The 14,530-nt window shown below is 71.4% G+C and carries 11 protein-coding genes and 1 pseudogene; 9 read left to right on the top strand and 3 right to left on the bottom strand.

The genetic code is table 11. The features are described from left to right. Nucleotides 1–330: 330 nt before the first annotated feature. Nucleotides 331–1,275, top strand: coding sequence for a hypothetical protein (locus ACZ5DS_RS36730; RefSeq protein WP_468247329.1), 945 nt, complete (start codon nt 331–333; stop codon nt 1,273–1,275). Nucleotides 1,276–1,341: 66 nt separating this feature from the next. On the opposite strand, the gene ACZ5DS_RS36725 is transcribed toward ACZ5DS_RS36730, so the two are convergent. Beyond that, nucleotides 1,342–2,688, bottom strand: coding sequence for an aminotransferase-like domain-containing protein (locus tag ACZ5DS_RS36725; RefSeq protein ID WP_468247327.1), 1,347 nt, complete (start codon nt 2,686–2,688; stop codon nt 1,342–1,344). A gap of 89 nt (nt 2,689–2,777) precedes the next feature. On the opposite strand from ACZ5DS_RS36725, the gene ACZ5DS_RS36720 reads away from it, so the two are divergent. The 5 genes from ACZ5DS_RS36720 (at nt 2,778) to metG (ending at nt 10,051) form a co-directional block, all read left to right on the top strand. Continuing rightward, nucleotides 2,778–3,566, top strand: coding sequence for an alpha/beta fold hydrolase (locus ACZ5DS_RS36720; RefSeq protein WP_468247324.1), 789 nt, complete (start codon nt 2,778–2,780; stop codon nt 3,564–3,566). Nucleotides 3,567–3,575: 9 nt separating this feature from the next. Next, nucleotides 3,576–4,568: an endonuclease/exonuclease/phosphatase family protein gene (locus ACZ5DS_RS36715; protein ID WP_468247322.1), complete on the top strand. Its 993-nt coding sequence runs from the start codon at nt 3,576–3,578 to the stop codon at nt 4,566–4,568. A gap of 38 nt (nt 4,569–4,606) precedes the next feature. Continuing rightward, complete coding sequence (locus tag ACZ5DS_RS36710) at nt 4,607–6,547, top strand: FUSC family protein (RefSeq protein WP_468247320.1); 1,941 nt, start codon at nt 4,607–4,609, stop codon at nt 6,545–6,547. A 102-nt stretch (nt 6,548–6,649) separates the two neighbouring features. Further along, on the top strand, nt 6,650–8,200 hold the full coding sequence (locus tag ACZ5DS_RS36705; RefSeq protein ID WP_468247318.1) for a VWA domain-containing protein: 1,551 nt from the start codon (nt 6,650–6,652) through the stop codon (nt 8,198–8,200). Between the two features lie 135 nt (nt 8,201–8,335). Beyond that, nucleotides 8,336–10,051 carry a methionine--tRNA ligase gene (metG, locus tag ACZ5DS_RS36700; RefSeq protein WP_468247316.1) on the top strand — a complete coding sequence of 572 codons (1,716 nt, stop codon included), beginning with the start codon at nt 8,336–8,338 and terminating at the stop codon, nt 10,049–10,051. A gap of 67 nt (nt 10,052–10,118) precedes the next feature. Here the strand turns inward: metG and ACZ5DS_RS36695 are convergent, their stop codons facing one another. Then, complete coding sequence (locus ACZ5DS_RS36695; RefSeq protein WP_468247314.1) at nt 10,119–11,477, bottom strand: FG-GAP repeat protein; 1,359 nt, start codon at nt 11,475–11,477, stop codon at nt 10,119–10,121. 109 nt (nt 11,478–11,586) lie between these two features. After that, nucleotides 11,587–12,143: pseudogene (locus ACZ5DS_RS36690) on the bottom strand (pectate lyase family protein); the annotation flags it as partial. A 121-nt stretch (nt 12,144–12,264) separates the two neighbouring features. Here ACZ5DS_RS36690 and ACZ5DS_RS36685 point away from each other — a divergent pair. The 3 genes from ACZ5DS_RS36685 to ACZ5DS_RS36675 all read left to right on the top strand — a co-directional run bounded on the left by ACZ5DS_RS36685 (nt 12,265) and on the right by ACZ5DS_RS36675 (nt 14,527). Next, a complete protein-coding gene (locus ACZ5DS_RS36685) occupies nt 12,265–13,173 on the top strand; it encodes a hypothetical protein (protein WP_468247311.1) in 909 nt (302 codons plus the stop codon). A gap of 77 nt (nt 13,174–13,250) precedes the next feature. Next, nucleotides 13,251–13,772 (top strand): hypothetical protein, encoded by a 522-nt coding sequence (locus ACZ5DS_RS36680; protein WP_468247310.1) that lies wholly within the window; start codon nt 13,251–13,253, stop codon nt 13,770–13,772. Between the two features lie 59 nt (nt 13,773–13,831). Continuing rightward, a complete protein-coding gene (locus tag ACZ5DS_RS36675) occupies nt 13,832–14,527 on the top strand; it encodes a nucleotidyl transferase AbiEii/AbiGii toxin family protein (RefSeq protein WP_468247308.1) in 696 nt (231 codons plus the stop codon). The last annotated feature ends 3 nt before the right edge of the window (nt 14,528–14,530 follow it).

Below are 14,530 nucleotides of genomic sequence, written 5' to 3'. Positions count from 1 at the left end.
TCTTCTTCCTGGGTGCCTCTCCCCGCACTACTTCGGTCCCTTCCCACCTGTCTCCCCAGCATCCCCCCCCCCCCCCCCCTCGCTCCCCCCCCCCCCCCCCCCCCCCCGCCCCCCCTCCCTCTGCCCCCCCCCCCCCCCCCCCCCCCCCCCCCCCCCCCACTCCCCTGTGCTCCCACCTCACCAGCACCAGGAAACACCCGTTCGGCCCAGCCCTCCACCGGAGAGCGCGATCCCCGGCTCCGCCAGGCGGCGCGGCCGTACGGCTTGACTTTTCCCCCGAACGCAGTCGTACCGGTCGCCCCTCGGGCCGAGGGGTCCTTGCCTGGAAGCGTGCCACCACGCCTCAGGAGCGCCCTGTCGGCCGTACTGATCGCCCTGTCCTGCCTCCTCGTGCCGTTCGGCGCGCTGGCGGCCTGGGCGTCGTACGGACTGGCCGACACGGGCCGGTACGTCACCACGATGGCCCCGCTCGCCGCCGACCCGGCCGTGCGGGAGGCCGTCGCGCAGACCGTCGGGAACGGCATCCTGCGCGAGGTCGACCAGCGGATGGACGTCCGCCCGGTGCGCGGCTCGGTCGCCCCGTTCGTGCACGACGCGGTCCGCTCCTTCACCCAGACCCGCGCCTTCCGGCTGGCCTGGGACACCGGCAACCAGGTGACGCACGACGCGATCCTGCGCGCCCTGCGCGAGGAGGACACGGACGACGACACGGTGGAACGCCCGGTCACCGTCGACTTCGCGCCCGTCACGGCGCAGGTCAAACAGCAGCTCACCCAGGACCACATCGCGATGGCCGCGCGCATCCCGGTGGAGCACACCGCGGTCATCGTGCTCCCGGGGGGCGAGGTGGCCCAGTTGCGGAAGGGATTCCACGTGCTCGAAGTCGCCGGTTTCTGGCTCCCGGTCGCGGCCGTGGTCTTCGCCGTCACCGGGATCGCCCTGGCCGTCCGCCGCCGCCGCGCGATCGTGGCCACCGCGCTGGGCACGGCCCTGGGCGGCGGCCTGCTCGGCCTCGCCCTCACCGTCGGCCGCAGCCTCACCCTCGCGGACCTGCCCGCCGACATGCCCCACCCCGCCGCCGCGGCGATCTACGACGCCCTGACCGCCACCCTGCGCACCGTCTCCTGGCTCCTGCTGGCCCTCGGCCTCACGGTCGCCCTGACCGCCTGGCTCACCCGCTGCCTACGACTGCCCCGCCCCTCACGACACCGCCGAGAGTCCACCGCCCCCGCGCAAGCCCCGGCTCCGGCACCGACCACACGGGCCCGAGCCTGACGGCGCCCGCCGTACGGCCCAGGTCGACACAGAAGGCCCATGGCCTCGCCGACCGACCCGCACGGCTCACCCGCCACTCGCCCCCGCCGAGCCCCGCGCGACACCGGCAAGAACCCGCAGCGCCCGCGCCAGCTCCCCCTCCGGCGCCGACGCGAGCCCGAGCCTGACGGCGTCCGGGGTGCGGCTCGGGTCGACGCAGAAGGCCGTACCCGGGGTGACGGCGATGCCGTGCGCCCGGGCGGCTGCCGTGAAGGTGTCCGCCCGCCAGGGCGCCGGCAGCTGCCACCAGGCGAAATAGGCGGCCGGATCGGACCGTACGGCGAAACCGTCCAGCTCCTGCGCGACCAGCCGCTGCCGCCGCCCCGCGTCCTGCCGCTTGGCCTCCACCAGCCGCGCCACCGTCCCGTCGCCGATCCACCGCACGGCCGCCTCCAGCGCGAAGGAGCCCGCGCTCCAGCCCCCGGAGCGGACGGCCCGGGCCACCGCCTCGGCCCGCCCGGGCGGTACGGCGGCGAACCCGATCGTGAGTCCCGGCGCGACCCGCTTGGACAGCCCGTCGACGACATGGACGAGCCCCGGGGCGAGCGCGGCGAGCGGGGGTTCGCCGCCCTCGTGCAGGAAGGACCAGATCCGGTCCTCCACGACCGGTATCCCCAGCCTGTGGATGACCTCGGCCAGTCCGGCCCGCCGCGTGGCGCCCATGGTCAGCGAGGTCGGATTGTGCAGGGTCGGCTGGAGGTAGAGCGCGGACAGGGGAGCGGTGCGGTGGGCGGCCGCGAGCGCCTCGGGAAGCACCCCCTCCGCGTCGGCCGCGAGTGGCACCAGGGTGCTGCCGAGCCGCGCCGCGATCTCCTTGACCAGCGGATACGTCAGCGGTTCGACACCGACGCGGCCGCCCGGCCGGACCAGGGAGGCGAGGGTGGCCGCGATGGCCTGGCGGGCGGTGCCGGTGAACACGATCCCCTCGGGGTCGGGCCGCAGACCGCCGGCGGCCAGCAGCCCCGCGACCGCTGCCCGCGCCGCCGCGCTGCCCGCGGCCGGGGCGGGCCGCAGCGCCTCGGCGAGCGCGTCCGGCCGCAGCAGGGGAGCGAGGGCGGGGGCCAGCAGCTCCGCCTGCCCCGGCGCGGACGGGTAGTTCAGCTCCAGGTTCACCGGCGCCCCGCCCGCCGCCTCGGTCAGCGCCCGCCCCGGCTGCGCGTCCGGCTCGGTGGCCCGGACGAACGTGCCGCGCCCGACCTCGCCCACCACCAGCCCGCGGCGCACCAGTTCGCCGTACACCCGCCCCGCCGTCGAGGGGGCGATCCCGTGCCGCCGGGCGAACGCCCGCTGCGGAGGCAGCCGTTGACCCGGTCTGAGCCGGCCGCCCCGGATGTCACCGGCGATCCGGTCGGCGATACGCCGGTAGTCCTCCACACGTCCCCCTGTCGTACGGGCCCCTCACATTGCACCGAGAGCAAAGATCTTATTGCACCGAGGAGTTGAGTGGATCTAGGGTCGCTCCCATGCCCCCCTTCCTCTCGTACGAGGACAAAAACCCCGGATTCTCCTCCCGGGTGCCCCTCGTCCTCGTCCACGGCCACCCCTTCGACCGCACGATGTGGGCCCCGCAGCTGACCGCGTTCTCCGCCCACCGCCGGGTGATCGCCCCCGACCTGCGCGGCTACGGCGCCTCCCCCGTGACCCCCGGCACCGTCCCGCTCTCCCGCCACGCCCGGGACATCGAGGAGCTGCTCGACGTCCTGGAGGTCGGCTCCCTCGTGCTGGCCGGGCTCTCGATGGGCGGCCAGATCGCCATGGAGTGCTACGACCGCTTCGGCGACCGCGTCCGGGGCCTGGTCCTCGCGGACACCTTCCCCGACCCCGAGACACCCGAGGGAAAGCGCGGCCGGGGCGCCATGGCCGACCGGCTGCTCGCCGAGGGCCTGCGCGGCTACGCCGACGAGGTCCTGGAGAAGATGGTCGCCCCCTACGCCGACCCGGAGGTCAAGGCCCACGTCCACCGCATGATGACGGCCACCTCACCCGAGGGCGCGGCAGCCTCCCTCCGCGGCCGCGCCGAACGCCCCGACTACCGGCCCCTGTTGACCGAGGTCACCGTGCCCGCACTGGTCGTCGTCGGCGCCGACGACACGTACACGCCGGTCGCGGACGCGGAGGCGATGCACGCGGCGCTGCCCCACTCCGTGCTCCACGTGATCGACAGGGCGGCCCACATGCCGAACCTGGAGCGCGCGGAGGAGTTCAACCGGGTGTTGGGGGAATTCCTGACCGAGGTCGACTCGCGCTCGTAGTCTCGGGGCGTGACGCATGGCCCCGGACGCAGACTCGGTTCCTGGTCGGCCGCCCTCCTGCTCGCCGGGGTCAGTGTGATCGTCGGCTGCCGGGTGGCCGGCACCGACGGCATCACGCCCGTACCGCAACTGCTCGCCTTCCTGCCCTGGCTGCTCGTACCGACCGGCCTCGGCCTGCTGTGCGCGCTGCTCGCCCGCTGGTGGCCGGGGCTGGTGTGGTCGGTCGCCGTACTCGGGCTGCTGGCCTGGTACATGGAGCCGTACGGGAAGACGCGTGAGCCCGGCGGACAGCCGCTGGCCTCCCTGCGTGTCATGACCTCCAACGTCGAGTTCGGACGCGGCACCCCCGCCCTCGTCCCGCAGATGCGCCGCCACCACCCGGACCTCGTCTTCGTCGGGGGGTGCGAGTACACCTGCCAGGCCACGCTGGAGCAGGACTTCGCCGGCACCTACCCGCACCGGCAGGCCGTGGTCGCGGGCGGCTCCCACGGCTCCCTCGTCCTGAGCCGCTTCCCGCTGACGAGGGCGAGAGGCGTCCGCGGCACGATGGGCATGCCCGGTGCCGTGGCCGACGATGGGGGCACCTCCCGCGCGAGTTCATTCGAGCGTGGGGGAGGCCACGCCGTCCGCGTCCAGCTCGCCCACCCGATGCCCCCGCTCCCCGGCCAGGTGGGCCTCTGGAAACGGGAACTCGGCCGGCTCCGCGCCTTCGCCGCGGCCGACCCCCACACCCCCACGATCCTCGCCGGCGACTTCAACGCCTCCCAGGACCACGCGGCCTTCCGCCGCATCCTCGACACCGGCCCGACCGACGCCGCCCGCCTCGCCGGACACGACCGCACCCCCAGCTGGCCCTCCCGTACGGCCTCCCTCATCGGCGCCCAGATCGACCACGTGCTCCTGTCCCCGGACTTCTCCGCGACCGACGCCCGCTTCCTGCGCCTGACCGGCACCGACCACCGCGCGCTCGTCGTCGACATCACGCTCCACCAGCGCAGATGACCCGGGGCGAGCCGGAGCAATACCGCCATAATGGGCGCATGTCCCGCGAGTTCCCCATCGGCCTCACCCCTCCCGACTGGCTGGTGCGGAACCTCCAACCCCACCGGGCACCCCTCAACTGGGCCTCGATGGCCCGGGCCGCCCTCGCGATGACCCTCCCGCTGGCGATCGGGCTCACGGCCGGGCAGCCGGCCTACGGCGCGCTCGCCTCCATGGGCGCCCTGTCCGGCGTCATCAGCGACACCGCCGACGCCTACCGCCTGCGCATCCTCAACATCGCGGTCCCGCAGCTCTTCGGCGCCGTGGGCGTCACGCTGGGCTCCCTCGTGTACGGCCACGGCTGGTACGCGGTGGCCGCCGTCACCGGCGTCGCCCTGCTGTCCGGGATGATCTCGACGATCGGCGCGGTGTCCTCCGTGTCGGGACTGCTCCTGCTCCTGAACGCCGTGATCGGCGCGGGGCTTCCGCTCCCCGGCCCCTGGTGGCTGCCCCCGGCCCTGATCGCCGGCGGCGGTCTCCTCGTCCTCGCCCTGGCACTGCTCGCCTGGCCGCTGCGGGCGGGGGTACCGGAGCGGGCCTCGGTCGCGGCGGCGTACCGCGCGGTGGCCGCCCTCCTGGCCGCCTGCGGCAACCAGGACGACTACACGGCCGCACGCTTCGACGTCACCCAGTCCCTCAACCAGGCCTACGACCTCATCCTCGCCCACCGCGCCCGCCACCACGGCCGCAGCCGCGAACTCACCCGCCTGCTGGCCCAGTTGAACGCGATCACCCCGGTGGTCGAAGCGGCACCCGCCGTCCACCTGGCCGGACACCCGCTCCCGCCGGAGGTCCCCGAGGCGGTCCGCCACCTGGCCCACGCCATCGAGACCGGCTTCACGGGCCCGATAACCCTGCCGCTGCTCCCCTCCCCCACCACCGAAACGGCCCGAGCCGTCGACCACGCCCTGCGCCACGCCGCCGAGGTCGTCACGACCCCCGACGTGGAACCCCGAGGCAACGACGACCGCCTGGGCCGCCCGGCCGCGCTGAGCATCCGCACGGCCCGAACGGCCCGCAACGTCGTCCTCTCCGGCAACTCCTGGCGCTACGGCCTGCGCCTGGCGCTGTGCATCGGCATCGCGCAGGCCCTGGTCTCCCTCATCCCCGTCCCCCGCTCCTACTGGGTGGCCCTGACGATCACCTTCGTCCTCAAGCCCGACTTCGGCTCGGTGTTCTCACGGGCGCTGCTGCGGGCACTGGGCACGGTGGTGGGCCTGGTGGTGGCGGCGGCGGTCCTGGCGGAGGTGCCGCCAGGCTGGTGGACCCTCCCCGTCATCCTTCTGCTGGCCCCCTTGATCCCAGCCCTGACCCCCCGGGGCTACGGCTACCAGACGGCGGCGATCACCCCGGTCATCCTCCTCCTCTCGGACATCCTGAACCACAAGGGCACGGCCCTCCTGCTCCCCCGCCTCCTGGACTCCCTGATGGGCTGCGCGATCGCTCTGGTCGCCGGCTACCTGCTCTGGCCGGAGAGCTGGCACACCCGCGTCGGCGACCGTCTGGCGGACGCGGTCGCGGACACGGCGACGTACGTGGAGACGGCCTTCGGCCCCGACACCGACCCGGCCGCCCGCGCCCGCATGCGCCGCCGCCTCTACCGCGACCTCTCCACCATCCGTACGGAATTCCAGCGGGCCCTCACGGAACCACCGCCCACGGGCCGCCGCGCCGCGGCCTGGTGGCCCCTGGTGGTCGCGGTGGAACGCATCGTCGACGCCACGACGGCGGCCCGGGTCCGGGTCCGCCACGGCGCGACGCCCCCCTCTCCCGCCGAGATCGACCAGGTGGCCCTGCAACTCCGCGACCTGTCGGAGGCCGTACGCCGGACTGAAACCCTCACCGCGGTCCGCACCGACCTCACCGGACCCTCGGGCAGCGTCCTGGAACCCCTGCGCCAGGAAGTGGCGGCGGCACGCGCCATCGCGACGCCGCACTGACGGCCTCCACCAGCGACCGAATCGCAACATGGGGCCGCTAACCTTACGTGTCCGTCCTGGCCAGGGATTAACGGGCACCAACTCACGCGAAGGGTTGCGCACATGGGCATTCTCACTCTCCTGCGGAACGCATTCGGCCGCTCACGCAAGGGACGAACGGCCGAGGCAGAGGGTGCAGACCGCAACCCTTCGAACTCCCCGGACCCCACCCCCCACCTCCCCGAACCCCGCACAACCTCCCCCGACGAACACGAACTGGTCGCAGCGGCCTTCGACCATGTGACGGTCCCCAGGCAGGCGACGGAACCGGGGACAGCCACGGCTGAGCCGATGACCGGGCCCGAGGCCGAGCCGGTGGCGAAGGCGGAGGCTGAGCCGGTCGCGAAGGCCGAGGCTGAGCCGGTCGCGAAGGCGGAGGCTGAGCCGGTGGCTGAGGTGAAGCCCATGGCCGAGGTCGAGGCCGAGCCGGTGGCCGAAGTGAAGCCGGAGCCCGTGGCGGAGCCCGAGCCGGTGGCCGAGGTCGAGGCCAAGGCGGTGGCCGAGGTCCAGGCCGAGCCCGTGGCTGAGGTGGAGCCGGAGCCCGTGGCGGAGCCCGAGCCGGTGGCCGAGGTCGAGGCCGAGCCGGTGGCTGAGGTGAAGCCGGAGCCCGAGCCGGTGGCCGAGGTCGAGGCCGAGCCCGTGGCTGAGGTGGAGCCGGAGCCCGTGGCGGAAGTCGAGCCCGAGCCGGTCGTGGAGGCGGAGGCGGAAGCTGAGGCAGTCGGCGGGGCTGAGGTCGTGGCCGAGGCCGACCCGGAGCCCGCGGCCGCCGACGGCGGGGACGCCCCACAGGGGCCACCCGCAGCCGACGACGAAAGCCGCACGGGTGGTGCGGGTGGGAACGAAATCTCCACCGAAGGCGAAGCCGAGGCGGTGGCCGAGCCCGAGCCCGAGGCCGTCGCTGAGCCCGAGGCCGTCGCTGAGCCCGAAGCCGAGGGACAGGCCAAGCCCGCCCCCGCCACCCCCCTCACCCGAGTGAAGTCCCGCACCCCCTCCCTCACCACCGCCTACAAGGCCGCCACCACCACCCTCAAGAAGACCGACCTCACCGGCACCCGAGCAAAGCTCTACCTCGTGCTCGACCGCTCCGCGAGCATGCGCCCGTACTACAAGGACGGCTCCGCCCAGGCCCTCGCCGACCAGACCCTCGCCCTCGCCGCCCACCTCGACCCCGAGGCCACGGTCCACGTCGTCTTCTTCTCCACGGAGGTCGACGGCACCACCGACCTCACCCTCACCCCGGACCACGAGACCAAGATCGACGACGTCCACGCCGGCCTCGGCCGCATGGGCCGTACCAGCTACCACGCCGCCGTGGAAGCCGTACTCACCCACCACGAGAAGACCGCCGACACCACCCCCGCCCTGGTGATCTTCCAGACGGACGGCGCCCCGGACGCGAAGACCCCCGCCACCCAGTCCCTCACCGAAGCCGCGAAGAACCACCCCACCGTGTTCTTCTCCTTCGTCGCCTTCGGCGAGCACGACAACAAGGCCTTCGACTACCTCCGCAAACTGAAGACCGACAACACGTCCTTCTTCCACGCGGGCCCGACCCCCCGCGAGCTGACGGACACGGAGCTGTACGAGGGCGTACTGGCGAACTGGCGCCCGTAACCACCCGTAACTCTCCGCAACCCCCGTGCCGCCCGCTTCTCACCCCGTAAAACGAGAGGCGGGCGGCATACACACGTCGGCTACGATTTCAAGGTTCGAACCCGCAGAAACAGCCGCGACCTGGGAGCAGCCACGATGGCTCGACACCTCATCACCAGCGCCCTTCCGTACATCAACGGGATCAAGCACCTGGGCAACATGGTGGGGTCCATGCTCCCGGCGGACGTGTACTCCCGGTACCTCCGCCAGCGCGGCCACGACGTCCTGTACATCTGCGCCACCGACGAGCACGGCACCCCCGCCGAGCTGGCCGCCAAGGAGCAGGGCCTCCCGGTCGCCGAGTTCTGCGCCCAGGCGCACGACGCCCAGAAGGCGGTCTACGACGGCTTCGCGCTCGCGTTCGACTACTTCGGCCGCAGCTCCAGCCCGGAGAACCGCGAGATCACCCAGCACTTCGCCCGCAGGCTGAACGAGAACGGCTTCATCGAAGAGCGTGCGATCCGCCAGGTCTACTCGCCCACCGACGGCCGCTTCCTGCCGGACCGCTACGTCGAGGGCACCTGCCCCCACTGCGGCTACGACAAGGCCCGCGGCGACCAGTGCGAGAACTGCACCCGGGTCCTGGACCCGACCGACCTGATCGACCCCCGCAGCGCGATCTCCGGCGCCACGAACCTGGAGGTCCGCGAGACCAAGCACCTCTTCCTGCTCCAGTCGAAGCTGCAGCACGAGGTCGAGGAGTGGGTCTCCCGGCACGAGGAGGACTGGCCGCAGCTCGCCTCCTCCATCGCCCGCAAGTGGCTGAACGAGGGCCTGCACGACCGTGCGATCACCCGTGACCTGGACTGGGGCGTCCCGGTCCCGGCGGACACCTGGCCGGAACTGGCGGCCGAGGGCAAGGTCTTCTACGTCTGGTTCGACGCCCCGATCGAGTACATCGGCGCGACGAAGGAGTGGGCCGACCAGGACCCGGAGAACCGCGACTGGAAGTCCTGGTGGTACGACGTCGACACGGACGTCCGCTACACCGAGTTCATGGCGAAGGACAACGTCCCCTTCCACACGGTGATGTTCCCGGCCACCGAGCTGGGCGTGCGCGAGCCGTGGAAGAAGGTCGACTACGTCAAGGCCTTCAACTGGCTGACGTACTACGGCGGCAAGTTCTCCACCAGCCAGAAGCGGGGCGTCTTCACCGACCAGGCCCTGGAGATCCTCCCGGCCGACTACTGGCGCTACTTCCTCATCGCCAACGCGCCCGAGTCCGACGACTCCTCCTTCACCTGGGAGCACTTCACCGCCACGGTGAACAAGGACCTCGCCGACACCCTCGGCAACTTCGTCAACCGCGTCCTGTCCTTCTCCCGCAAGCGCTTCGGCGACGACGTGCCCGCCGGCGGCGAGCCGGGCGAGGCGGAGGCCCGCCTCGGCGAGGAGATCGCGAAGCTCCTCGCCGAGTACGAGTCGCACATGGAAGCCCTCCAGTTCCGCAAGGCGGCCGCCGCCCTGCGCGCCCTGTGGTCGGCCGGCAACTCCTACCTGGAGGAGAAGGCCCCCTGGCTGGAGATCAAGACCGACAAGGACGCCGCGGCCCTCACCCTCCGCACGGCGATGAACCTGATCCACCTCTACTCGGTGGTCTCCGAGCCCCTCATCCCGGCCACGGCGGCGGCGATGCGCGCGGCCTTCACCCTGTCCGACGACACTGCCGCCTGGGTCTCCCAGGACGAGGCGAAGTCCCTCGCCTTCGTCCCCGCCGGCACCCCCTTCACGGTCCCCCCGGTCCTGTTCGCCAAGCTGACGGACGAGGACCTGGAGACGTACAAGGAGCGCTTCGGCGGCGAGCCCGCCTGAGGCCTGAGACATGGCGAAGGCCCCGGCGCGCGCTGCGCCGGGGCCTTCGCCGTACCCGGACCTCGGCTCACTTGGCCATCCAGCGAGCGAAAAAGACGTACTTGGCCGTCAGCCCGACCGTCCTGGGACCCACCGAGACGACGCCGTTGGTGGTCAGTCCGCTGCTGCCCGACTTGAAGTACCAGAGATTGCCCTCGTATGCGTTCTCGCTGTCCGTGCCGACAGCGAGTTCGCTGCGCCCGTCGCCGTTCATGTCGACGAGCTTGGCCTTCCAGCCGAACTGGTCGTACTTCTCGTTGACGCCCGGCACCCCGGCGGTGTTCTGGTGCCAGGAGACCGCGCCGGTGCCCGTCAGGCCCTTCGACGAACCGCGCAGCACCGTCACGGCCCCGGCCGCGGTGACCCCGGAGATGCCCTCCTGCATCACACCGATCGCGACGTCGGCGTAACCGTCGCCGTTGACGTCGCCGGCGTCCAGGTCATAGCCGAACCGGTCGTACGTCTCGCCGACACCGGGAACACCGGCGGTGTCCTGGCTGATGCGCACCGGCTTCCGGGTGGTGCTCACCCCGCCGACGCTGCCGTAGGTGACGACGATCGAACCGCCCACGACGCCCTTCGGCTGGTACCCCGCCAGCCCGGCTCCGAGGACCACGTCCCCGTACCCGTCGCCGTCGACGTCCGCGATGGTTCCCGAGTTGACCTTCGTGTAGAAGATCCTGGCGGGGCCGAAGCCGCTCTTCGAGCCGAGGAGCAGCGCCGCGTCGGCCGTGCCCATGCGTCTGCCCACAACCAGCAGATCAGCGACGTGGTCGCCGTTGACGTCCCCGGAGACCAGTTGGCCCGGCGTGATCCCGGTGTCCACCTGACCGGACGAGGTGGGCGCACCGTCCCGGCCGAAGGGGCCCCGCAGCAGCTCGGTGCCCCCGCTGGTCCCTGCGACGAGGTCGTCCTTGCCGTCGCCGTCGAAGTCGTCCACCACCACGGGATCCGGGCCGGCTGCGTCCTCACCGAGCGAAAGGGGCGTACGACCGGACAGGCCCTGCCGGCCGCCCCAGAAGATCACCGCGGGCGGGCCCTGAGGATCCGGGCCGATCACGAGGTCGTCGTAGCCGTCGCCGTCCAGGTCTCCCGTGGCCATGGTGTCACCGAAGCCGGAGTACACGGCGTGCTGCGCCTCGGGGCCGATCAGTTGGCGCCGGGACGCGCTGAGGCCGGTCTTCGTCCCGTACAGCACGGTGGCAGGACCGCTCGAGGTGATGACCAGGTCGCCGTACCCGTCCCCATTGAAGTCGGCCTTCTTGCCGGTCGCCGGTGCCTTGGAGTTCGACACGGCACCGGCGGGACCGCCCGCGCCCAGGACGGCCGTTCCCACCGACACGACCGTGGCGGTGGCGAGCACGACCAGTTTCCGAACCCTGCGCATACGTCCGTCCATTCATCCCCGCTTCACGTGTGCGTCTCCTGCTGTGCAGACCAAGGCTGCGCAACAGGAGACCGCCGGAGGATGCGTACGGTTGTACGGACGTCGGATGTCAGGAGAGCAGGCCGGCGCCCGTGGTGCTCGCCAGCTCGGCCGGCAGGTTCTTCGCGGACGTCTCCAGCCCCGCGGTGAGCGTCGGCGTCCAGTTCACCGTCGTCTTGATCTTCTTGGAGTTCGCGGCGTTGTACGCGGCGACCAGGTCGGTGGCCGTGCCGTTGACGAGGTTGCCGCTGCCGGCGACCGAGCCGGTGCCGTCGCCGCTCAGCAGCTTGGAGATCTTCTGGGAGGCGGAGGTCTTCCAGAAGTTGTTCTGGGCCACGACCTGGGCCTTCGCCCGCGAGTTGATGCTGTACTGCAGGACGTAGCCGTTCAGCGTGGTCGTGTCATAGACGTTGGGTTGTGGTGGATGGACACCCGCAGCTTGCCGGTGCTGTCCTTGTCGCTGCTGCCGATCAGCATCGTCTTGTCGTGGTTGGTGAACTGGTTGCGCTCGACGGTCACCAGGTCGGAGCCCTTGGTGATGTCGAGCTCGCCGTCGTGGATCTGGTACTCGCGGCCGAAGTACTTCGGGTTGGCGCTGTCGAAGTGCGCCGCGTCGGTGAAGGTGTTTTTCTTCGGCAGCGGACCGAAAAAGTCTCCGAGGATCAAAGAACGTTTCTTCGCCACTCGAAAGACTGAACGCATCCGGATCGGCGGGCAATCTGCTTGTCGACGCTCATAAGTTGCGCACATGGTCACATCCACCCACGAGGCCTCTCACCGGATCTTCCAGGACCGGCCGGAGATCCTCACGCCGGTCTTCGACATCTTCGGAGTCCCGATGTCCGCCAAGTCATCGGTGGCGGTCCTCAGCGCCGACGTGACAGAGATCCAGCCCCTGGAGAGACGAGTGGACACCGTCCTGCGCGTCGAACCCTCCGACGGGGACCACTTCCTGCTCGCCATCGAGACGCAGCGCAGCCGCAAGAAGCACAAGGAGACGAGCTGGCCGTACTACGTGGCCTACTTACAGGAGAAGTTCCGCCTGCCGGTCCTGCTCATCATCACCTGCACGGACCGGCGCACCGCGCGATGGGCGACCGGACCGTTCACCTGCGAGGTCCGGGGCTGGACCACCCACAGCACCCATCCCATGGTCCTGGGACCGGACAACGTACCGATGATCACCGATCGACGCACGGCCGCTCGGAATCCGGCGATGGCGGTGTTCTCCAGCATCACCCACAGCCGGGACCCGAAAGCCCCGGCCATACTGGAGGTCACGGCCGACGTCCTGCAGGAGATGGAGGACAGGCAGGCCGCCCAGCACCTCGGCAGCCTGTTGGAAATCGGCCTGGGAGACACCCCGGCCCGACAGACTTGGAGAAAGCTGATGAGTTTCACCAACTTCTTCCCCGGCCGGGGCACCCTGCTGGAGGAGGTCTACCTCGACGGCGAAGCCAAGGGTGAGGCCAAGGCCATCCTCCGCTTCCTGGAAGCACGCGGCGTCTCCGTCCCCGACGAGGCTCGCGAACGCATCACCGGCTGCACCGACTTGGCCCTCCTCAACCGCTGGCTGGACCGGACACCCCACGCGGAGAGCGTCGACGACCTCTTCGCCGAAGACCCGGGGGACACCACCGACGAAGCCGACGACTGACCCGGGGGGCGATCGTGAACGAGAACCCGGAAGCTTCACAGGAGCTGTTGGACCTCCTCCGGATCAGCGCACTGACCATGGACCTGGCGGTGCCGCCGGAGCTGGTGCGGGCAGAGCTCCTTTTCGGGCTGGAGGAGCTGAGACAGCGAGGCTCCGTCTCCCTCCCGGAAGTGGCCCGTCTGCGAGCCCGGATGGACGGACGGCCCGAGGGGGGCGAAGACGACGACTGGGTCAGCGGATACACCGCTGGATACACCGCGGCACAGGCCGGGGCGGTCCTTCGGGTGATGGAGGTGCGCGACATCGAGGTGCACAAGGAGTTCTACCGCCCCATCTCCATGTGTCCTCACCCAGAGGTCCTCACTCGCTATCTCGACCGTGCCGTCACCGCCACCACCGCGGAGGAACTGTTCCCCCCGCACGGGATCCTCGCCATCCTGGAAGTACGCGGGATTCCCGTCTCGGAGGATGTCCGCGAGCGCATCACCACCTACACCGACCGGGACCGCGTCAAAAAATTGGCCGGCAAGGTCTTTACCGTCGAGCGCGCGGAAGACCTCTTCGCCGAGGAACCGGACGCCGAGGCGGCGTCGGCCTGAGTGAACCGGGGGCGGGGCATCCGTGCACCCCGCCTCTGTTCTGGCAAAGTACGGGTGCCGTGAACCTCCCCGAATCCCATCGGCGGCTCCTCGCGGACGTCGTCACGGCGGGCAGCCCGTACGGGCTGGTCCTCGCCGGCGGTTACGCCCTCCAGGCGCACGGCCTGCTGCAACGCCCGCACGCCAACCTCGACTTCGCCACCGAGAGCCCCGAGCCCATGGAGCGGATCGCCGATGCCGTCGGCGCCGCTCTGGAGGCTCGGGGGCGGCAGCCGCGGGCCGTCGCCGTCACCACTCTCACCGCCCAGCTGACGGTCACCGATCCGCCGACCGGCGAGCCCTGTGCCCTCGCGCTGCACAAGGAAGCCTTCTGGCAGCCGCCGGAACTCACCGAGTACGGCCCGGCTCTCTCCCTCGAAGACGCCGTCGGTACGAAGATCCGCGCGCTGTACGACCGGGGCGCGGCCGTCGATCTGATCGACGCGCAAGCCGCCGCGGCCCGGTTCTCCCTGCCCGACCTGGAGGAACTGGGCCGCAGGCACGCCCACGACCTCTTCGACCTGCCCACCCTGCAGTCCCGGCTGACCGGCACGGACTTCTACGCCGACGTGGACTTCCTGCGCTACGGCCTGACGGAGGAGCAGGTCACCGCCCTGCGCGCCTGGGCCCAGCGATGGTCCGACGACATCGCCGAACGGCTGCTGGAGGACGGTGCGTCCCCCGACACGGAGAACGAGCAGGGCGGTGACTACTGACCG

The sequence above is a fragment of the Streptomyces sp. NPDC031100 genome (genome assembly GCF_055570785.1).
Note: the sequence above shows the minus strand (reverse complement) of the source record. Positions and strands in the feature narration are given on the sequence as shown.